Annotated in this window: 22 protein-coding genes and 1 riboswitch; of the genes, 11 read left to right on the plus strand and 11 right to left on the minus strand. The window is 37.6% G+C overall.

Going from position 1 to position 19,289, the window contains the following annotated elements; genetic code table 11:
- Nucleotides 1–34: 34 nt before the first annotated feature.
- A complete protein-coding gene (locus tag OSO01_RS22765; RefSeq protein ID WP_186813750.1) occupies nucleotides 35–556 on the plus strand; it encodes a GNAT family N-acetyltransferase in 522 nt (173 codons plus the stop codon).
- A gap of 208 nt (nucleotides 557–764) precedes the next feature.
- Here the strand turns inward: OSO01_RS22765 and OSO01_RS22770 are convergent, their stop codons facing one another.
- The 7 genes from OSO01_RS22770 to OSO01_RS22800 are packed head-to-tail and all read right to left on the minus strand — an operon-like array spanning nucleotide 765 to nucleotide 7,003.
- Nucleotides 765–1,604, minus strand: coding sequence for a class II fructose-bisphosphate aldolase (locus OSO01_RS22770; protein WP_186813751.1), 840 nt, complete (start codon nucleotides 1,602–1,604; stop codon nucleotides 765–767).
- 14 nt (nucleotides 1,605–1,618) lie between these two features.
- Nucleotides 1,619–2,002, minus strand: coding sequence for a tetratricopeptide repeat protein (locus tag OSO01_RS22775; protein ID WP_147212747.1), 384 nt, complete (start codon nucleotides 2,000–2,002; stop codon nucleotides 1,619–1,621).
- A gap of 15 nt (nucleotides 2,003–2,017) precedes the next feature.
- Nucleotides 2,018–3,301 carry a PTS sugar transporter subunit IIC gene (locus tag OSO01_RS22780; RefSeq protein ID WP_147212748.1) on the minus strand — a complete coding sequence of 428 codons (1,284 nt, stop codon included), beginning with the start codon at nucleotides 3,299–3,301 and terminating at the stop codon, nucleotides 2,018–2,020.
- Nucleotides 3,302–3,317: 16 nt separating this feature from the next.
- On the minus strand, nucleotides 3,318–3,608 hold the full coding sequence (locus tag OSO01_RS22785) for a PTS sugar transporter subunit IIB (RefSeq protein WP_147212749.1): 291 nt from the start codon (nucleotides 3,606–3,608) through the stop codon (nucleotides 3,318–3,320).
- Nucleotides 3,609–3,621: 13 nt separating this feature from the next.
- The gene (locus OSO01_RS22790) at nucleotides 3,622–4,614 is read right to left on the minus strand and encodes a 6-phosphofructokinase (RefSeq protein WP_147212750.1); all 993 of its coding nucleotides are present in this window, start codon (nucleotides 4,612–4,614) and stop codon (nucleotides 3,622–3,624) included.
- A complete protein-coding gene (locus OSO01_RS22795; protein ID WP_147212751.1) occupies nucleotides 4,614–5,054 on the minus strand; it encodes a PTS sugar transporter subunit IIA in 441 nt (146 codons plus the stop codon). Before OSO01_RS22795 ends, OSO01_RS22790 begins: the two co-directional genes overlap by 1 nt.
- Nucleotides 5,051–7,003 (minus strand): BglG family transcription antiterminator, encoded by a 1,953-nt coding sequence (locus tag OSO01_RS22800; RefSeq protein WP_147212752.1) that lies wholly within the window; start codon nucleotides 7,001–7,003, stop codon nucleotides 5,051–5,053. The genes OSO01_RS22795 and OSO01_RS22800 overlap by 4 nt, the downstream gene beginning before the upstream one ends.
- A 135-nt stretch (nucleotides 7,004–7,138) precedes the next feature.
- On the opposite strand from OSO01_RS22800, the gene OSO01_RS22805 reads away from it, so the two are divergent.
- The 4 genes from OSO01_RS22805 to OSO01_RS22815 all read left to right on the plus strand — a co-directional run bounded on the left by OSO01_RS22805 (nucleotide 7,139) and on the right by OSO01_RS22815 (nucleotide 9,586).
- On the plus strand, nucleotides 7,139–7,777 hold the full coding sequence (locus tag OSO01_RS22805; RefSeq protein ID WP_147212753.1) for a uridine kinase family protein: 639 nt from the start codon (nucleotides 7,139–7,141) through the stop codon (nucleotides 7,775–7,777).
- 44 nt (nucleotides 7,778–7,821) lie between these two features.
- The gene (locus tag OSO01_RS24010) at nucleotides 7,822–8,055 is read left to right on the plus strand and encodes a hypothetical protein (RefSeq protein WP_307725865.1); all 234 of its coding nucleotides are present in this window, start codon (nucleotides 7,822–7,824) and stop codon (nucleotides 8,053–8,055) included.
- Complete coding sequence (locus OSO01_RS24015; protein WP_307725866.1) at nucleotides 8,055–8,219, plus strand: GNAT family N-acetyltransferase; 165 nt, start codon at nucleotides 8,055–8,057, stop codon at nucleotides 8,217–8,219. The genes OSO01_RS24010 and OSO01_RS24015 overlap by 1 nt, the downstream gene beginning before the upstream one ends.
- Before the next feature lie 506 nt (nucleotides 8,220–8,725).
- The gene (locus OSO01_RS22815) at nucleotides 8,726–9,586 is read left to right on the plus strand and encodes a YitT family protein (protein WP_147212754.1); all 861 of its coding nucleotides are present in this window, start codon (nucleotides 8,726–8,728) and stop codon (nucleotides 9,584–9,586) included.
- 274 nt (nucleotides 9,587–9,860) lie between these two features.
- Here the strand turns inward: OSO01_RS22815 and OSO01_RS22820 are convergent, their stop codons facing one another.
- Nucleotides 9,861–10,166, minus strand: a complete 306-nt coding sequence (locus OSO01_RS22820; protein ID WP_147212755.1) for a hypothetical protein — start codon at nucleotides 10,164–10,166, stop codon at nucleotides 9,861–9,863.
- A 399-nt stretch (nucleotides 10,167–10,565) separates the two neighbouring features.
- A riboswitch (SAM riboswitch) is annotated at nucleotides 10,566–10,667 on the plus strand.
- 121 nt (nucleotides 10,668–10,788) lie between these two features.
- Between OSO01_RS22820 and OSO01_RS22825 the strand changes: the two genes are divergently transcribed.
- From OSO01_RS22825 to OSO01_RS22845, 5 genes are all read left to right on the plus strand, one after another.
- Nucleotides 10,789–11,841, plus strand: a complete 1,053-nt coding sequence (locus OSO01_RS22825) for a homocysteine S-methyltransferase family protein (protein ID WP_147212756.1) — start codon at nucleotides 10,789–10,791, stop codon at nucleotides 11,839–11,841.
- Nucleotides 11,842–11,864: 23 nt separating this feature from the next.
- On the plus strand, nucleotides 11,865–12,617 hold the full coding sequence (locus OSO01_RS22830) for a cyclase family protein (protein ID WP_147212763.1): 753 nt from the start codon (nucleotides 11,865–11,867) through the stop codon (nucleotides 12,615–12,617).
- Nucleotides 12,618–12,660: 43 nt separating this feature from the next.
- Nucleotides 12,661–13,767 carry a 5-methyltetrahydropteroyltriglutamate--homocysteine S-methyltransferase gene (locus OSO01_RS22835; protein WP_147212757.1) on the plus strand — a complete coding sequence of 369 codons (1,107 nt, stop codon included), beginning with the start codon at nucleotides 12,661–12,663 and terminating at the stop codon, nucleotides 13,765–13,767.
- Nucleotides 13,768–13,976: 209 nt separating this feature from the next.
- The gene (locus OSO01_RS22840; RefSeq protein WP_246145296.1) at nucleotides 13,977–14,567 is read left to right on the plus strand and encodes a histidine phosphatase family protein; all 591 of its coding nucleotides are present in this window, start codon (nucleotides 13,977–13,979) and stop codon (nucleotides 14,565–14,567) included.
- Between the two features lie 76 nt (nucleotides 14,568–14,643).
- A complete protein-coding gene (locus OSO01_RS22845; RefSeq protein WP_147212759.1) occupies nucleotides 14,644–14,967 on the plus strand; it encodes a cytochrome C biogenesis protein in 324 nt (107 codons plus the stop codon).
- Nucleotides 14,968–15,031: 64 nt separating this feature from the next.
- Here OSO01_RS22845 and rsgA read toward each other — a convergent pair whose 3' ends face one another.
- Together rsgA and OSO01_RS22855 are read right to left on the minus strand one after the other, a co-directional pair.
- The gene (rsgA, locus tag OSO01_RS22850; RefSeq protein WP_246145297.1) at nucleotides 15,032–16,078 is read right to left on the minus strand and encodes a ribosome small subunit-dependent GTPase A; all 1,047 of its coding nucleotides are present in this window, start codon (nucleotides 16,076–16,078) and stop codon (nucleotides 15,032–15,034) included.
- Between the two features lie 326 nt (nucleotides 16,079–16,404).
- The gene (locus OSO01_RS22855) at nucleotides 16,405–17,178 is read right to left on the minus strand and encodes an acetoin reductase (RefSeq protein ID WP_147212761.1); all 774 of its coding nucleotides are present in this window, start codon (nucleotides 17,176–17,178) and stop codon (nucleotides 16,405–16,407) included.
- Nucleotides 17,179–17,521: 343 nt separating this feature from the next.
- On the opposite strand from OSO01_RS22855, the gene OSO01_RS22860 reads away from it, so the two are divergent.
- Nucleotides 17,522–18,292: an SDR family NAD(P)-dependent oxidoreductase gene (locus OSO01_RS22860; protein WP_147212762.1), complete on the plus strand. Its 771-nt coding sequence runs from the start codon at nucleotides 17,522–17,524 to the stop codon at nucleotides 18,290–18,292.
- A gap of 173 nt (nucleotides 18,293–18,465) precedes the next feature.
- Here the strand turns inward: OSO01_RS22860 and OSO01_RS23505 are convergent.
- On the minus strand, nucleotides 18,466–19,289 hold an 824-nt coding region (locus OSO01_RS23505; RefSeq protein ID WP_186813752.1), incomplete at its 5' end, for an Rpn family recombination-promoting nuclease/putative transposase.

A 19,289-nucleotide genomic window follows, 5' to 3' on the forward strand; every position in this document is an offset into this window, starting at 1 on the left:
TGTTCCTGATAAATCTTGAAAGGAGCAGATGCAGATGGTTTTAATTAGAGAAGCGAGAACCTCTGATGCCGGTGGAATGGGGAAAGTGAATGTGGAAAGCTGGCAAACCAGTTACCAGGGGATTATAGATAATCGATTTTTACAGCAGCTTTCTGTAGAAGATAAAAAGCAGAAATGGAAAAACATTATTCAAGCTGGTGATAGTATTATATTAGTTGCTGTGGATACGGATGATAAAGTTGTTGGGTATATAACTATTTCTACTAAGGAATCCGAAGCTTCTGCCGGAACTGATCAAGTAACAGCTCTTTATCTATTGGAAGACTGGCAGGGAAAGGGCATAGGCAAGGCTTTGTTGTTGGAAGGTTTTAAACGTTTTTTAGACCTATCCGTTCACACTGTTCAAGTAGAAGTTTTGGCGGAAAACCGCAGCCGTTTGTTTTATGAACGGTTAGGAGCGGAGCTTGTTGAAAAGAAGGAAATTCAGATTGCTGGTGATGTGCTGGATCTGCTTGTGTATGAATGGAAGGATATCAGCGAAATTGTTTCAGTTTAAAATGAAAAGACCTCTTTTTTGACAGAAGCTTGTGCGAAAATTAATTTTAAGAAGAAAGAATGGAAAGTTTCACAAAAATAATCGTCCAAACGATTTACGCTTCATCGTTTGGACGAAAGAATTTAACTTGATTCAAGCTTTAAGTAGAATGAGTAACCACAATCTTGCTGTAGAGAAGGGTGATAACTCCTGTGAAATGAATCTCTTTTTATACTAATTGAAAGAGCTCACTTTTCTCTTTAACAATTTCCTTAATATGCTGGTTTGCAGGAATAAACAGCTTACGTAGTGATGTTAAAGGTGTTGCTTGAGAAAAAGCACTGTTTACATTATCTATATAAGATTTGTTTAACTCTGTTCCTACATTTACTTTCTTCATACCAAGAGCTACACATTTTCTCATATCTGTCTCAGATACTCCTGTGCCGCCATGCAATACCAGCCCTGCATTGGTCAAATTCTTTGACAATTCCTCCAGCAGTTCAAAATTCAACTTAGCTTTTGATTTATACAATCCATGTGTTGTGCCAATAGCTACTGCGATAGCATCAACATTTGTTTCCTGGACAAATTGATAAGCATCCTTGGGATCTGTATAAATAGCATCTTCTTCACTGACAACAACACCGTCTTCAGCGCCGCCGATGGAACCGACTTCTCCTTCAACAGAGACATTTCTTTCTTTGGCATAAGCAACTACTTCTTTTGTGTTCTTGATATTCTCTTCTAATGGCAGACTTGACCCGTCATACATTACGGAAGTATAACCGGTATCAATAGCCTGTTTGATTACCTCAATATCCGTGCAATGATCCATGTGCAGACAAACATCTGCGTTATTTCTCTCACTCAATGTCTGGATAGAAGAAACAAGTAAGTCTAATCCGATATATTCCGCTGTTCCGGGTGATGTTTGAATAATAATAGGTACATTTAATTCTTTTGCACCTTCAATCATTGCCGGAAGCATCTCTAAACAATGGACATTAAAGGAGCCGATAGCTCTTTTTCCTTCATTCTCTTTAAATAATTCAGTTAAATTTTTCATTATAAATCTCCTCCTTACATATTTCCCCGCATGGTATCTTTTGTTAATTTCATTAATTCATCTGATTTGGCTAGATAATACTGTACTTTTTCTTTATCATTTTGTTCAGAAGCTTCTTTCCGCTTGAAATTGTATAGCTTTGTCAGATCGGCAAAAGCTTTTCCCATTTCCTGTTTTTCAGAAATACTGGTTTCGTAATAAGTGATTGCTTGGTCATAATCTTCTATTTCTAAATAAAGACTTCCAATTTGATTTAAATATGAAATTTTATCTTCAGCGTCAGCTTTTTCAAGCCCTTGCTTTGTCTGCTCAATTTTTGTAAGAATCTCTTCCTTATTTATCACTTTTTCTTCTTTTTGGGGAGCAGCTTTCTTCTTTTTTCTTTTGAAGAACGCCATTGTATTTCATCCTTTCTAGTTGAATATATTTATAATTGGTTCAACAAACCATTTAATAAGTAAACCGGCAGAAACGGTATCAACATCAGTTGCAGTTGCATTGATGAAGCCTAGATCATTAAAATACGGTACGAGCAGTGCAGGCAACAGAGTAATGAATATCCCGTGAGCAATTCCACCTATGAGTACACCTCTCCGGCCGCCGACTGCGTTCATAAATATTCCTGCTGTACCACCTGCGAAGAAGTTAGTCAGCATTCCTGGAAGAATCATAGCTAACCCGAACAGCGGCAGTATGAACATGGCGATTACTGTACCGATAGTGGTCGTAACAAAACCGGCTGTGACAGCATTAGGTGCATATGGAAATAGTACCGGGCAATCTAATGCCGGTTTTGCATTTGGAACAATTTTTAATGCAATTCCCCGGAAAGCTGGAACAATTTCTGCCAGCAGTAAACGGACTCCGGAAAGCAGTACATAAACACCAACAACAAACTGAACCGCTTGCAAAAATGCATGAACAATAAAGTTGACATCACCAGATAATTGAGAAGCAAATTCTGCTCCCGCAAAAGCTGCTGTAATAACGTAAAGTGGGACCATTACAAAAGCAACAGACAGATACGTGTCAGATAGAAAACTCAGTCCCTTAGGGAATTTGATATCTTCTATAGACTTAGAGCCTTTTCCTATTAATTTTGCAACTCCTGCTCCAAAAAGGTAACCTATAGTACAAAAGTGGCCTAATGCAATATCGTCTGATCCAGTAATTTTACGGACGATTGGCTGAGCAATAGCAGGCATCGCTACTGCGAAGATACCGCCAATCAATCCTCCAAATAAAATCAGTGTAATTCCGGAAAATCCGGCGGCGCTCCCGAAAATAATCGTCATCGTAGCCATCCATAAAATGGCTTGTCCCGTCAGGAAAATGTATTTCCATTTTGTAATCCTTGCAATAATAATGTTGAAGATGAAAATCGCCAGGAACGTTAATGCTATTTGATTCCCCAGCCCAAGGTTATTCATTGCCTGTCCATTAATTGCTTCGATGGAAGGTACAATTCCCTGCATACCGAATGCTTCTGTGAAAATTTCACCAAAATAGGTCAGAGAATCTACAATAATGGCAGATCCGGCTGATAGAACCATAAATCCAAGCATTGTTTTAAAGCTTCCAGACATTACTTCGCCAAACTGTTTGCGTTGAAGCAATAGTCCAATAAATGCAATTAATCCTATGGTGATAGCTGCTTGTGTGAGAATACTTTCGATTATAAAGTTAAGAACGGACATCTTAGCTCATCCCTTTCTATAATTCTCCTTTTTCTCGTAAAACTGGGGTTAATTTCTCTTTGATTTCTTCTTTATCTACTAATCTTTCAAGAAAAATAAGGTCCTGTGATAAATCATATCTGGAGAATTGTTCTTCAAAGTTTTTCCCTGAAATAATAATATCTGCGCTTGTACCGGCAGCAGAGGCAATGTCTGAATGATCCACCTTGGCTTCGACGTTTAAATCTTTCAATACAGTCTCTACGCTCATCTGACAGGCAAAGCTGCTTCCTAATCCAGCTCCGCATACGACTAAAATTTGTAACATGATATAACACTCCTTATGAATTTAGTATGTTTAAATTTTTCGCTATCTCTAAAAGATCTTGATTTGTTGTGCTGGCTGAGAAATCCAAATCATTATAATCAACTGTAGTTACAGCGCCGTTATTCATAGCTATCATTTTTCCGAAGTCTTCATTTAAAATAGCAGCTGCAGTAAAATAACCAAACTTGGAAGCAATTATTGCGTCCTGATTAGAGGGATGCCCTGCGCGGATGTAAAAACCAACCACCGTTTTTCGTACGCGGACACCAGTTAACTGTTCAATGGGCTCTGCTATAGAAAAGGAAACTCCCTGATCTCCTGCTTTGTAGTTTTTACTGTCATAAGCTGATTCCGAGCAGATGATAATTAAAGATTGTTTTTCAGCCAGCTTGGCTTGTACTTTTTTGGCAATTTCCTCTCTATCTGTGGAATATTCAGGTATGATAGCTAAATCACATCCTCCTGCTAATGCACTTTCTAAAGCGAGGTTCCCTACATTTCCACCCAAAACCTCTATCATAAATATCCTTCCAGGCATATTTGCAGCTGTACTTTGAGTATTTGCGATGATATTTAATATTTGATTAAGTGCTGTATCATAGCCGATCGTATAGTCTGTTCCAATCACATCGTTATCGACGGTCATAGGAATAAACAGTGTATTCATCCCTTCTTCATGAATTTGTTTTGCGGCAATTTGAGATCCACTTCCGCCGCATATGACAAGACATTCAAAATCCTGCTCAAGGAGGGTTTGAATAATTTGTTGTCTGCCATTTTTTGTGTAGGGCAGCTTACTGCGTGCAGTTCTTAGAAAATGTGTGCCGTCTAAGGAATGATTTTCACAATTTGCCTGTGTTAAATGAATAGGCTGATTTGCCAGAATACCGTCATAGCCATCATGAAAACCGTATAAATCAATTTCTTTGTTTCTGGAAAGCATTTCAATCATAGAATTAATACCTGCACCATCACCGCCGCTGGTAACTAAAGCAACTCGACGCATTATTTATCACCTCCGATTAAATCGTTCAATTTCTGAATAGATGATATATCAGCTATTTCTTGGATCAGCCCATCTTCAATAATTTTTACAATTAATTTAATGATATTTAGATGTTGATTATTATCTTGAGCAGAAAAACTGATAAGCACCCGTACCGGAGTTTCTACGTTATGAAAACGCACAGGCTGTTTTAATGTTATAAGACTGACGCCAATATCAATGGCCCCGTCTTCCGGTCTGGCATGCGGGATAGCAATTCCTGGAGATATAACAATATAAGGTCCATATTCATCAATATTGCGGATAATATGGGACGCATATTTATTTGTAACCAGCCCATTGTGTTCAAGTAAGGCAACTCCCTGATGTATGGCATCCTTCCAATCGTCTGCCTGAACATTTAAGCGGACATTTTCTTTTGTAAATTTGATTTCTTTCATAAATGAAACTCCTCATATTGATACAATTTTCTGATGAAATCGTCATAATTGTAATCAGAAATAAGTTTTGTAATCCCGTAATCTTCAATTAAAAAATGGTATAATTTTTTAAAAATAATTTCCCATTGCTCTTGCTGATGTTTAGGAATACATAGTATTACTACAACTTGAACCTGTTCTTTTCCCCATGAAATCGGTTTGTTAAGGATACCTACTGCAATGCATGCACGCCCATTCGTATAGACAAGGGGATGTGGAATAGCCAGCAGGTTACACAGCTCTGAGGAAGCCATTTTTTCTCTTTCAAAAATAGATTCAATTGTAGTGTTATTAATGTAATTTTTGTCTTTCATTTGTTTTGTTAAATAATGTAATACCTCGTCTTTTGTTTGTAAGTCCAGGTTCTTTATGAACAGGTCTTTTTTAAATAAATTTTGATGTGTTTCTATACTAAAAGTTTGATTTGCTGTATTTATTTTTTTTCGTATAGTGAATAAATCTTGATTGTTAATGATAGGGTTTACTTTTAATAGCTTCTGTGAATCAATATTTGGAATATCTATTGTAGTGATAATGAGATCGACATTGTCTGCCTTGTCTTTTTTGAATTCAGATAAACTCATTGTATTAACGATATTTACCTGATCTCCGTAAGAACGTAATATTTTTTCTTTAATTAAAGCAGCGGTTGCCATTCCTGAACCACAAACAATAAGTATATTCTTCATCGTCCCCTGATTTAGCCCTTTTCTTTCCAGTGCCACTCCAAAGTGAATGGCGATATATCCAATTTCATCTTCATGAATATTTAATTTCATTGATTTGGTTAGATAATTACTCGTTTTCATAGCAAGCTGAAATGCTAAAGGGTAATTATTTTTTATGCTGTTTAATGCATCATTTCGAATATTCATTTGGTAGACAATGCGTTTGAATGCAACAATAAGATGCGTAATTAATCCGTTAATCAGCTGCTGGTCTTCTGTTAAATCAATCGCCGTAGCATCTTTTATTTCGTGCAGTGCTTCGATGAGTATTTGTTTTATCTGGTCGTAATCCTTTGTGTCAATATTCTGACTGGATAATCTGCTGCTGGCACTTAAATGCTGCGTCAGATAGTAAACCTCATCTTTTAGATTAATTCCCATTTTTTTATAAATGGTTTCAATGATATCAGCAGCTGCTGCAAATTCCTTTGTATGCTCCATTGCTGATTGCATCTTTTTACTTACAATAGATTCCTGATGGTTTTGTATTCTCCAGATTGTAATGACTATGTGAATGATGATATTTTTAATAGCATCATCTGTAAGACGTAATTGATGCTGCATTAGAAAGTCCAGGATGATATCTTTTAAATTGTCTACATCAAGAAATTTATTCGGAAATAAATCATCCAGCAATTCAAATTTTTCATTTTGAAATAGAAAGTCAGATATACAAAACCGGATTTTTTCCTCCTTTCCCTGAATGACAAATCCTTTCCGCTTGTCAGACACTAAGGTAAGATTGTATTCCTTGAAAGCAGAGCGAACGAGTGGAAGATATTTCTTTAGAGAAGTGGTACTGATAAATAGACTCTCAGCGAGTTCTTCCTGAAAAATAACTTCTCCGTGCAGACAGTTCATCAGTATTTTTCTAATAATTTCTTCAACATACTGTTTATTTTCTGAATCCCCAGCATGTCCACGGCTCACTGCATATTCAGATTTTGGTAACAGCTCCCGAAATTTATTTTCTTCCCTGATAATTAATTCGTATCCTCTTCCTTTTTGAGAAATAATTTCTGCACGGTATTTAGGCAATAATACATTTAAGTTTTTAATATCATTACGAACAGTTCTTGATGATACATTAAGAAGTAATGCTATTTCTTGACCTGTATGCATTTCCCTGCTATTCGAGAGAAGGTGAAGTAATTTTATTTCCCGTTTATTTAGTAATTCCACTGTTCAACGATCTCCTTTCTGATTCCATATTACGAAAACGCATTCATTGTATTAAGACAGCCTTTTTCCTCTCAATAGGAAATAGACTTCTATTTTGCTATCTTGTTAAGATATAATGGTTGCGGAGGTGGTCCTATGGATAGTATCATACAGGATTTGAAAAAATGGATAAATGCACAAAAAAAGCATATTATTATCGGAATTACTGGACATGGTGGAGCCGGAAAAACAACATTTGCTGAGCAGTTGAAGCAGGCTTTAGGCCAGGATGTAAATTTAATTTGTACCGATCCATATATCGTCAAATCTGCATTAAGGAAAGACACGAAAATTACTTATACTTATCAAAACGAACTCCGTACTGCTCAAATGACTGCTTGTCATCCTTTAGCTCATTATGTAGAAGCCTTGGAACGTGATATCCAAATGACTCAAGCAGGCATGGCATGGAATACAATTGACACAGATTATTTACCAAGTGAAAGGGTAGAACCTGATAAAAAAATTACTATTGTGGAAGGAATGAGTGTTGCATTTATAAACACCGATTATTTGGATTTACAAATTTATCTTTATACAGATGGAGAGACAGAATTAAATCGGCGTTCCAGTCGGGATACCGTTGAACGAAATCGGAATCTGGAAAATATACAGAAATCGCATCATGAAAGAAGAATTCAATACAGACATTTTATGGACCCGTATAAAAGTAAGGCAGATATTATTCTTTTTACGGATGAGAAAGGGCTGCATATTGAGAAATTGCAATTATGAACAAATTAGGGCCAGTCTGTCTGTTTAAAAAGGAAGGATAATCCATGAAAATAAAAGAATTAACAACAGAAAAAGAGTGGCGGGAAGCTTATGAGGTAATGTGCCAGCTGCGCACACATCTTGATGAATCTGCTTATATAGATTTGGTAAAAGAAGCGGTGGAGGTGGAGCGTTATCATTTAGCCGCTTTATATGAAGAGGAAGAAATCGTTGCTGTGGCAGGATTTAAGCCAATGATTACCTTGTACTATGGCAGATTTGTCTGGGTGTGTATTTAGTGACTGATAAACAAAAACGCTCAAAGGGGTATGGAGAACATCTTTTATCTTATATCCATCAGTGGGCAGAGAGGTATCAGTTTGAATCTGTTGCATTATCATCAGGTTTGCAGCGCTATAGTGCTCATCGAATCTATGAAGAAAAATGGATTACACTAAAGTAAGCTTTGTTTTTAGGAAAGAAATTTGATTTAGGGTATATGTTGAGCAGAGTTATCCATTTTTTTACTTCAAATCATTTGTGTTTGAAGTGGAGAAGCGTATAATAAATAATGTCGAAAAATCAATTTATTTGGCAGTATAAGATAGTAAAAAGTATCTTGCTGCACAAATGGGGCGGTTTTATGGGATAGGTGGTAAACTTGGCGCAAGTAATTACAAAAGCTCTGCAGTGGGGCGAGTAATCACCACTCTAGTCCCGGCATGGGCTCCAATTCGGACTAACATCTGAAAGTTTGATAACAACCAGGTTCTATAATGGTTATTTTGTGTGAAATAAGGAATCCTAAGCTAAGAAAGGATATTAATCAGAACATTTAATCGAAATATCAAGTTACGCAATTTTCTGTTTTATTCAAACAGTGGAATAGGGGCTAAACTGACACAAATTAAAAGCAGGGTATGTTGTTTCATGCACCGTTAAGAATAAATACAAAGAAAGGAAAGTTGGATGAGCAAAGCACAAACGAAAAAATCAAGAAAAGCCATGTTTTTTGCAAGAGGATTAATTATTATTATTGGCGGATTTATTACAGCGTATGGATTGGAAGCAGTATTGATACCTAATAGTGTTTCTGATGGCGGGGTAACTGGGTTAAGTATCGTAGGGTCAGAGTGGACCGGGTTACCATTGGGACTTTTAATTGCTGTTATAAATATTCCGTTTATTTACTTAGGGTATAAACAAATCGGCAAGAATTTTGCAATCCTCTCTACTTTAGGAATTGCTTCACTTGCAATAAGTACAAGCCTGATGCATCATATTCCAACTATTATTGAAATTGAAGGAGATACATTGCTGGTCACCGCTGTCGGCGGGATAATTATTGGAACTGGCATGGGGCTGGCGCTTCGTAATGGGGGTGCGCTGGACGGGATTGACATGCTGGCTGTATTATTATCCCGTAAGCTGCCTTTTGGAACAAGTGACTTAATTTTATTCTTGAATTTATTTGTATTTATCGTAGTATCCACTGTGTTTGGAATCAAAGGGGCGTTAATGTCTGGTATTGCTTATTACATTGCTTCAAAGGTCATTCACATTATTGAAGAAGGATTAAGCAGTACAAAAGCAGTTTATATTATTACGGAGCATGCTGATGAAATGATGAAAGAAATCAGCGACCGGCTTGAACGCGGCTGTACTTTGCAGCACGTTGAAGGCGGCTACTCTAAAAAGAAATTTAAGCAAATTAAATGTGTTATTACCCGTCTGGAAGAAAGTAAAATGAAAGAAACGATTCAAGATGTTGATCCAACGGCATTTGTAACTGTCTACGATGTAACAGAAGTACGTGGCGGGAATTTTTAATAAAGTATAAATAATTTAGATCAAAAAAAGGGAGTCCATGAATTTATTTCATGGACTCCCTTTTTTATATCATGGGATGAAAAACCTTTACCGTATAAATGGTTACAATTTATGATCTTGCTCTGAATATATCGGCAACTGCATGAAACACCTCAACACCTTGATAAGTGAATACAGACAATGCAGTCAGTGAAAAGAATCCGATAACGATTAATCTAAAAATCATCATTTTATTAGCCTCCTCTTTTGATTTTATATTTAGCTCAAAAGAGGATTAAACAACGAAATTGGATTGATAGAAAACAGGGTTCAGCAGCTGTTTTGTACGGGCAGCTCTGACAACTGTTGTAAATAAACATTGACTGCCCAATAAGAATAAGGTAATGACTAAAGCTGGATTTGTTATAAATGATTTATCCGGCTGATCACTTCCGCTGCCCAATCCTAAGTCATGTGAAGCCTGATGGTCAACCAGTATATCCTGTTCGGCGAGAACGTAGCTGTGATGTGCGTCTATGAATAAGTGTGTCATTGGCAAACTGACAATCATTAAAGCGATAATCAAATATCTATTCAACATCTACGCCCCCTTCCATATATTATATTTATAGATTTGAATTTTTTGAAGTGAAAAACTTAATTATACCAATATTGATAAGAAAATTCAATATGATTTATGATTTTTTTAAGAACTAATGTGTATTATATGCTTATTTTCCAAACGTGTCTATACTTTTTGAACAATTTATGAATTTTTTTGTATAAAAATAATATACCCCTTTTATTAATAAGGTTAAACATATACTTTGATCTAAATAGAAACCGAATGTGTATGAAATGTGTCTATCCAGTATATGAAGTATTCAATAGAATAATTCAACGCAAGGGTAAAACCTGCTGAAATATTTTAAAAATTTTTTATTGACATGGAATTCGAATACATATATAGTTATTTACAACAAATAAATAGCAATACATTTTCTTATCCAGAGAGGTGGAGGGACTGGCCCTTTGAAGCCTCGGCAACAGACTTATAAAAGAACTGTGCCAATTCCAGTAGCATTTAGCTAGCAGATAAGAGGAGACATTGATGACGTACTCAAAAACCTCTTCTTACTGATAAGAAGAGGTTTTTTTCGATTCAATAACAGCTTATCGGCAGTTAAATAATACAAGTAAATAAGCTTAGGAGGAATTTAAAGATGACGAAAAGAAGTTTGGAAGAACGTTTAAAGCAGGGAACAGTAATTGCAGGGGAGGGATATTTATTTGAATTAGAGCGTAGAGGATACCTGCAGGCTGGATCTTTTGTGCCGGAGGTAGCACTGGATAATCCAGAGACATTAAAAGCAGTCTACCGTGATTACATGAAAGCAGGATCTGATGTGGTGCTGGCATTTACATATAACGCGCATCGTGAAAAAATGCGTATCATTGGTAAAGAAGATCTGCTGGAGCCTTTAAACAGAAATGCGATTAAATTAGCGAAGGAAGTGGCAAAAGAGCATCCGGTTGAAGAAGCTCTGGTTGCAGGAAATATCTCTAATACAAATATCTTTAATCCAGAGGATCAGGAATCAAAGGATAAAGTGAGAGCGATGTTTAATGAAATGGTTTCATGGTGTAAGGATGAAGATGTTGACTATATTAACGGGGAGACCTTTTACTATCATGAAGAAGCACTGATTGCTTTAGAGGAAATAAAAAAATATGATTTACCGGCAGTAATTACACTAGGATTAATGGGTGAAAATATTTTACGTGACGGTTACACAGTTGAAGAGTCATGTAAAATTTTAGAAGATAACGGAGCACTGGTTGTCGGAATGAACTGTTTCCGTGGACCGGATACCATGCAGCCATATTTAGAGAAAATCCGTGAAAGTGTGGATGGATATGTAGGAGCACTGCCAATCCCTTATCGGACAACAGAAGAAAATCCTACTTTCTTTAACCTGCCGGACGGAGGATGCAGCTGTCATTTACCGACAGAAACAACATTCCCGACTTCTCTGGACCCGCTTTATCATAATCGTTATGAACTGGCAGAATGGGCAAAAAAAGCACATAGCATCGGTGTTAATTATATTGGATTATGCTGTGGAGCTTCCCCGGCAATGCTGCGTGCTGTTGCAGAGGCTGTAGGAATAGAAACTATTAATTCGAAATATTCTCCAGATATGCATAAGCATTTCTTATTTGGAGAAGACGAAACGTTGCAGGAGCATATTACAGAATATAAAACAAAAGCTTAAAATATGTTTTTTGGGGGTTGATTATAGTGACGGTGATAAAAGAAAATGAATTATTGCAGGCATTAGAAATACTTAAATCCAAAAAATGGGTGGATTTAACACATACATTTGGTCCTGAATCTCCTCATTTTTCAGCATTTAAAGATGCTGAGTTTGAAACATTATATACACACGATGATGGTTTTTTGGCACAACAGTTCAGTTTTTCAGGACAATATGGCACGCATATTGATGCACCAATTCATTTTGTCCGTGATCAGCGCTTTTTAGAGGAATTGGAACTGAAAGAGGTTGTCCTTTCGCTAGTTGTAATTGATAAATCAGAAGCAGCTTTGGAAAACCATGATTATATTTTGACAGTGGAAGATATTTTAGAATTTGAAGAGCTCCATGGGAAAATTGAAGAAGGTACTTTTGTAGCATTGCGGACAGATTGGAGTAAACGCTGGCCCGACAAAAAGGCTTTCGAGAATAAAGATGAACACGGAAATAATCACCTGCCCGGATGGGGGCTGGATGCTTTAAAATTCTTATTTGAGGAAAGGAAGATTAAAGCAGTAGGTCATGAAACATTTGATACCGATGCGGCAATTGATGCCCAGAAAAACGGCTCTTTAATCGGTGAGTATTATGTGCTGGAGCAGGATACCTTTCAGGTCGAGCTGTTAACAAATCTGGATCAATTGCCTGCAAAGGGAGCGGTAATTTTTAATATTAGTCCGAAACCTGAAAAAGCAAGCGGTTTTCCGGTCCGCGCCTTTGCAATTTTGCCATAATAAATAATAATATATGAAAAAGTAAAAAAGGAGAAGAGATAAAATGACAAAAACAGCAGTAAAAGCACCATTTCGCGCAGATCATGTAGGAAGTTTATTACGCCCGGAGCGTATCCATCAGGCAAGAAAGAATTTTCAAGAAGGAACTGTTTCTAAAGAAGAGCTTCATCAAATTGAAACGGAAGAAATCAAGCGTATAGTTGATAAACAGATTGAAGTCGGTTTACAGGCTGTTACGGATGGGGAATTCAGACGCCGCTTCTGGCATACAGATTTCCAGGAGCATTTAAATGGGGTTGAAGGATATGTGCCAGAGACGGGATTTAAATTTGTTGGAGAGGAAACAGAACGCTATAATGTGCGTGTAACAGGAAAGGTTTCCTTTAACCCAGATCATCCACATGTGAAGGAATTTGTGGAATTTAAAGAAATCGTCGGTAATCGCGCTATTGCTAAACAAACGATTCCAAGCCCGAATCAATTATTTGGAAAAGGAATACTAAATCCAGAAGTTTATCCTAACCTGGCAGAATATGCAGAAGATGTGATTCAAACTTACCGTGATGCAATAAAAGCTTTTTATGATGCAGGCTGCCGCTATCTGCAGCTGGACGATGTTTATATTGCAGGATTAAATGTAGAGAACTTCCCGACAACGGAAGACGGGAAGGATCGTCAGTATTTTATTGATTTAGCTCTGTATGTATTAAACAGTGTACTGGAGGATAAACCGGAAGACTTAACAATTACAACACATTTATGCCGCGGAAACTATCGTTCGAAATGGGCGTTTGAAGGAAGCTATGCGAAAATAGCTCCAACCTTATTTGCAAAAGAAAAAGTAGATGGATTCTTCTTAGAATATGACGATGACCGTTCAGGCGGCTTTGAGCCGCTTGATTACATTCCAAATGGGGGACCTCGCGTAGTGCTGGGTGTGTTTACTTCCAAGCATGGTGAGCTGGAGAATAAAGAAAATATTAAAGCAAGAGTAGAAGAAGCATCCAAATATGTTCCGTTTAATCAATTATGCATCAGTCCTCAATGCGGATTTGCTTCGACCCATCATGGGAATCTTTTAACGGAGGAAGAGCAGTGGAACAAACTGAAATATATCGTGGATGTGGCAAAAGAGATTTGGGGAGAATAAACAAACGTATAGAAAATGAACAGCAGGCGTTATCACATTGTATGGAAAAATAGATGAAATTGGAAAAAGGCCGAGGGGGATTGGAACCCTTGAGCCTTTTTCTTTGTGAAGAAGAAAGACCTGTCTGAAGTGAATACATGTTAATAGATATAAAGATAGAAATAGTGCTAGAATAAGTACAAGAAGAAAAATAGTTCGAAAGTGGGGAAATGGATTTGACGGAGATTTGTATGATACGGCATGGAGAAACAAATTGGAATAAAGAGAAAAGAATTCAGGGAAAGACAGATATCCCTTTAAATGAAACTGGGAAATTACAAGCTGGAGTTTGCTGCACGGCCGCAAAACTATTTGAACCGACAGTATTAATTACCAGTCCTTTAGCGCGTGCAAAGGTAACAGCAGAAATCATTAATCAGGAATTGCAGCTTCCCCTGCATGAAATGAAGGCTTTTGTTGAGCGCGCTTATGGAGATGCCGAGGGCATGACAATAGAGGACAGAAACCGTTACTTCCCTAATCGTGATCATATTCCTAATGTCGAGTCCTTTGAACATTTAAAAGCCAGAGGAATGAAGGGATTAGAGGAGGTTTGCGAGAGCTATCCGGATGAACGTGTTTTAATTGTTTCTCATGGTGCATTAATCAATAGCCTCTTAGCTGTGATTTCAGAAGGAAAGCTGGGCACAGGGATTACATTTCTGAAGAATACATCAGTCACAAAATTTTCCTGTGAAAACGGCAAATGGCGTGTTATTGACTATAATAATACAGACCATCTGGCCACAGTTAATGAGTAATTATATAAATGACGTGCAAGCTCCATATGAAACGTTTTAAAGATAAACAGAATTTGAACAAAGGGGGGTGTTATGGATGAAGCTTAATTATGTAAAGGTAGAGGTGTTGATTGCAGAGGAATATATCAGCAGTTTGCGGGAGCAGCTCCATGAGCATGGATTCCTGCACCACGGTAATCAGGATAATGTTCTTTCATATACAAAATGCAGACATTATTCCCGGCCATTGGAATTTGCTCCATTGGAAATGTCGCTACAGCCGGAAAATGTATTCCTGCAAACGGATTGTAAGGTGGAATTCCGATGTATGATTCACCAAATTGAGAAAGTGAAGAAAATCATCCATGATATCCACCCAAGTAATCATCCTGTCATGTATTTTATTCCTATACTTGATTAAATAAAAGCAGCCGTGTTTCGTTGGACACGACTGCTTTTTAGCAGTATAGCATATAGACAATTATTTACCTCATACGATGCTGCATTGTTGCTTTTTTCCATTTCTTTTTCTCTTCTGCAGCAAGCCGTGCATTTTGTCTGCGTTCCAGGTAAGCGAGCTCCTTTTGCAATTTAACATAGCTATCCCAGCGTTCTTTTTCTAATTCACCGGCTGCCAGTGCTTCTTTCACCGCACAATCTGGCTCGGTATCATGCAGGCAATCATTGAAGCGGCATTTCTCAATCAGCATTTGAATATCAGAAAAGGTATGCGATAAGCCGGATTCTTCCCCAGCCCAAAGCAAAAAACTTCGCATCCCGGGAGTATCAATAATCACACCGCCCTCCGGCAACCTGAACAGTTCCCGGTGCGTTGTTGTATGTCTGCCGCGTTTATCCGAATCGCGAACAGCTTGGGTTTTAAGCATTTCTTTGCCTAACAAATGGTTGATCAAGGTTGATTTTCCAACACCGGAGTTCCCTATTAATACAATCGTATCATCTACATGGATAGTATTCCTGATTTCTTCCTTTCCAATTTTATTAACAGCATCCCAAGCCAATACAGGGATACCGAGGGCAACCTGATCAATTTTTTGTTTGGTTGCTTCCAAATCTTCCACTAAATCAGCTTTTGAAAGAATAATAATTGGACTGGCGCCGCTTTCCCACACAGTTACTAAAAATCGCTCCAGCTTCCGCACATTAATTTTTTCCTCCAGGCTCAGAACAATAAATACTTTGGTAACATTACTGGCGAGAATTTGTGCATTTGTTTCTAATTCATCTGCTTTACGGACAATACTGCTGAAACGGGGAAGCAGTTCGTCAATGATAAGAACATCATGAGGATTATTTTGTTTTAGAACGATCCAGTCCCCAACAGATGGAAAATCTTCTCTGGATGAAGCATCATGTCTGAGCTTGCCTTTTACAACTGCCGGGCGTGCCCCGTAGATGGTTTGAACGGTATATCTTTCCTTTTGTTCATTGATGACACGGGCTAACAGCTTGATAGAACCTCGATAATTTATTTCTGGACGATAAGCATAGGTTTTTTGAAATTCGTGCAAGTGGATTTCCTCCTAATATTTTTGAATAAAAAAAACGGATTGGTACAAACCAACCCGGACACGTCAAAAATATAGGAGCTCTTTTAGAAATCCAAATAATTATATATCACGTATGGGAAGGTGAGTACCTGTGAAAAATAGCTGCCGACATGTTTACATATACTTTTTTCATAAGACATCACCTTCTCCCTTTTTTGTAATTGCTTACATCATAACGGATTATTGACAGAAAGTAAATAGGCAAAAAATAAATAAGCATCTAAACCTGATATTTAAGATCCAGATGCTTATATTGTTAAACAGGTGCTCCATCAGCCTTACCGCTATTATCTGTACACGATTCCGCCATCTGTGATGATAGCTTGTCCGGTAATATAATCAGAATCATCAGAAGCCAGGAAGGAGACTAGGTTTGCAACATCCTCAGGTTCTTGAGAACGACCCAGTGAGATACCTTCAACAAATTGTTTATAAGCATCTCCGCGTTCCATATCATCATAATATTTTACCATTTCTTCATCAATACGATCCCACATCGCTGTTCCTGCAACACCAGGGCAATATGCGTTAACACGGATTTTATATGGTGCCAGTTCCTTAGACGCAGAGTGGGTGAAAGAACGGACAGCATGTTTGGTAGCAGAGTAAGTGCCCAGCATTTCAAAGGATTCATGCCCTGCGATACTGCAAGCATTAATGACCTTGCCTTTTGTATCCTGTTTAATAAATTGTTCAGCAGCTGCCTGTGTACCGAACACTGTACCATTTACGTTTACTGCAAATGTTTTATTTAATTGATTTTCATCAATATCAAGGAATGGGGAAACAACGTCGATTCCGGCGTTGTTTACAAATACATCTAATTGCCCAAAGGCATCAACCGCTTCTTTAACAAGATTAAACTGATCTTCACGTTTAGATACATCACCAACAACGGCAACGGAATCAACACCAGCATCTTTAAACTCTTTTAAGGTATTGTCCAGCATTTCTTTATTTATATCGTGCAGTACGATTTTGAAGCCGTCTTTACCTAGACGTTTCGCAATACCTTTTCCTAAACCGCCTGCAGAACCTGTAATAATTGCTACTTTTGACATGAAAAAGACCTCCAAATATTTTAATGTAAATAATTAGATGTAGTATTTGCATCTCTTTTGTGATATTCCTCTTTTCAAGGAAAGCAAAACATCAATATTAGAAAAAGTTTTATCAAGGTTTTTTCTTTCATTTTATAATCTGGGTCCTGAAAGCTGCCCATAATAAAAGTTTGTGCAATGTAAATACTTTGTATGCAGGTTTTCCATATTTTCGAGGATATGTTGTTCAGTAATTGCTCATCCTTATAAATATGGTACACATTGACTGTGAAGAGTTACAACTTTTGACATCGATAAAAATAAAAGCGTATGCTTTAGATAGTAGAAAAAGGAGGAAATAAAAATGGCAGCATTAGAAGGTAAAGTTGCAATTGTAACAGGAGGAGCTTCAGGGATTGGTTATGCTATGGTACAGAATTTACTGGAAGCTGGAGCGAAAGTAGGCGTCGCAGATTTAAACGAAGAAAAATTGAAAGAGCTGGAACAGCAGCATAAAGGGAATTTGCTGGGTGTCGTAACAAATGTAACCAAAGAGGATGATATTAAAAATCTTGTTAAGAAAACGACAGAAGCATTTGGCGGATTAGATATTGCCTTTAATGTGGCTGGTGCATCTAAATCGGGAGCAATCATCGATCAGCCGGAAGAAGATTGGGACTTCACCGTTGATTTATGTTTAAAAGGAGTTTTCCTATCTTTAAAACATGAAGCCAAATACATGAAAGAGCATGGTGGAGGAGCAATTGTCAACGTTGCTTCCTTAAATGCGCATGTTCCAATGCATTACGGAGCAGCATATTCTTCAGCAAAAGCGGGGGTGGAGATGCTTACAAAAAATGCAGCGCTTGAAATGGCTAAGTATGATATTCGGGTCAATGCCATCTTGCCAGGACTTGTCTCAACACCGCTAACTTCCAGCTTAACAGATGTCGATGCCATTAATGATGCGTATCTGGAGCGTATTCCAATGGAGAGAGCCGGAGATCCAAAAGAGATAGCAGGACCGGCATTATTCCTTGTCAGCGATGAAGCGTCCTATGTTAATGGAGTCAGCCTGATTGTAGATGGTGGATGGGCAGTAACAGGTTATCCAGATTTAAGTAAGTTCATGTAACATTTTTTAATAAGGGATTATTTAAAAAAATTAGCTGGCACTGGCCTTTAGTTAGGAATTCCAGATGACACCTGTGATGAGCCGGTATATTAAAACTGTTGCACTTATGCAGGAAGAAATTTGAATTTTCTTCCTGCATAAAAAACGGGAGGATTTACTCCTTGCTTCAGATATTAATTTTTAAATGATTTTCGAAGCATGCTTACTTCTTCAGGTTCGAAGCAGGTTAATCCAAATATTTCTTCGTCTGTATAATTCTTGTCTAAAAGCTTTTTCACAAAATTCCGTTCTGCTTCTTTCATTCCTTGCTCGATGCCTTTCTTTATCCCTTTCTCCATCCCTCTTTTGGTCGCTTCTTCCTCGATCTCTCTAAACAATCTTCCAAACGTCGGGGTGTCTCTTAACTTTTCCATTCCCATTATTTTTCCTTCCTCCTTTTCGTTTTGTGCGATTGGTAATGATTCATACAGTTTTTCCTGAAATTCCGGTGGTATCTGCAGAATATAATCGATAAAGTACAACAAGGCTGAAAGATAGGTCCCGCGATGTGAATATTTTTCGAATGCCAGCCTGATGAGTTTCTGCTTAAAGTGGAACTTTTCTTCATTATCTTTATCTGTCTTTCCAGTGTTTTTACTGTTATAGATTCCCGCGAGAACAGCTAAAGCGAATGGGTTATCAGATCTTTTCAGCTCTTCCTCATCTTTTCCATAAAATCGATAGGTACTATAGGCATAGGTCAACTCTGTGCCGTAAAAAGAATAATGAAACGTATCTTCATGGTGCTGATGCCTGGCATCAGTCAAAAGGGCGATAGAATAAATCGGATGATTGTATTTATCATAGATGCGGTAAAAATATTTAAACATGCGTTCAGCAAAGATTTCTTCTCCAATAGCCTGCACTTCGATATGGACGAAGACGTATTTTTCTTCTCCGTTCTTCAGCAGCACTTTGACTAATTTATCCGTATAGTTTCTCCCTTTTTTTGAATCAA

Origin of the sequence: Oceanobacillus sojae (assembly GCF_007991515.1) — a bacterium.
Lineage (GTDB): Bacteria > Bacillota > Bacilli > Bacillales > Amphibacillaceae > Oceanobacillus > Oceanobacillus sojae.

Excerpts from the sequence above, each read along its gene's own strand:
- OSO01_RS22790 (WP_147212750.1), bottom strand. The coding sequence starts at position 4,614 with ATGCGTCGAGTTGCTTTAGTTACCAGCGGCGGTGATGGTGCAGGTATT.
- OSO01_RS22770 (WP_186813751.1), bottom strand. The coding sequence starts at position 1,604 with ATGAAAAATTTAACTGAATTATTTAAAGAGAATGAAGGAAAAAGAGCT.
- OSO01_RS22775 (WP_147212747.1), bottom strand. The coding sequence starts at position 2,002 with ATGGCGTTCTTCAAAAGAAAAAAGAAGAAAGCTGCTCCCCAAAAAGAA.
- OSO01_RS22845 (WP_147212759.1), top strand. The coding sequence starts at position 14,644 with ATGAAGCTTAATTATGTAAAGGTAGAGGTGTTGATTGCAGAGGAATAT.
- OSO01_RS22795 (WP_147212751.1), bottom strand. The coding sequence starts at position 5,054 with ATGAAAGAAATCAAATTTACAAAAGAAAATGTCCGCTTAAATGTTCAG.
- OSO01_RS22840 (WP_246145296.1), top strand. The coding sequence starts at position 13,977 with ATGGATTTGACGGAGATTTGTATGATACGGCATGGAGAAACAAATTGG.
- OSO01_RS22780 (WP_147212748.1), bottom strand. The coding sequence starts at position 3,301 with ATGTCCGTTCTTAACTTTATAATCGAAAGTATTCTCACACAAGCAGCT.
- OSO01_RS22805 (WP_147212753.1), top strand. The coding sequence starts at position 7,139 with ATGGATAGTATCATACAGGATTTGAAAAAATGGATAAATGCACAAAAA.
- OSO01_RS22825 (WP_147212756.1), top strand. The coding sequence starts at position 10,789 with ATGACGAAAAGAAGTTTGGAAGAACGTTTAAAGCAGGGAACAGTAATT.
- OSO01_RS22860 (WP_147212762.1), top strand. The coding sequence starts at position 17,522 with ATGGCAGCATTAGAAGGTAAAGTTGCAATTGTAACAGGAGGAGCTTCA.
- OSO01_RS22820 (WP_147212755.1), bottom strand. The coding sequence starts at position 10,166 with ATGTTGAATAGATATTTGATTATCGCTTTAATGATTGTCAGTTTGCCA.
- OSO01_RS22815 (WP_147212754.1), top strand. The coding sequence starts at position 8,726 with ATGAGCAAAGCACAAACGAAAAAATCAAGAAAAGCCATGTTTTTTGCA.
- OSO01_RS22765 (WP_186813750.1), top strand. The coding sequence starts at position 35 with ATGGTTTTAATTAGAGAAGCGAGAACCTCTGATGCCGGTGGAATGGGG.
- OSO01_RS22835 (WP_147212757.1), top strand. The coding sequence starts at position 12,661 with ATGACAAAAACAGCAGTAAAAGCACCATTTCGCGCAGATCATGTAGGA.
- OSO01_RS24010 (WP_307725865.1), top strand. The coding sequence starts at position 7,822 with ATGAAAATAAAAGAATTAACAACAGAAAAAGAGTGGCGGGAAGCTTAT.
- OSO01_RS22785 (WP_147212749.1), bottom strand. The coding sequence starts at position 3,608 with ATGTTACAAATTTTAGTCGTATGCGGAGCTGGATTAGGAAGCAGCTTT.
- OSO01_RS22855 (WP_147212761.1), bottom strand. The coding sequence starts at position 17,178 with ATGTCAAAAGTAGCAATTATTACAGGTTCTGCAGGCGGTTTAGGAAAA.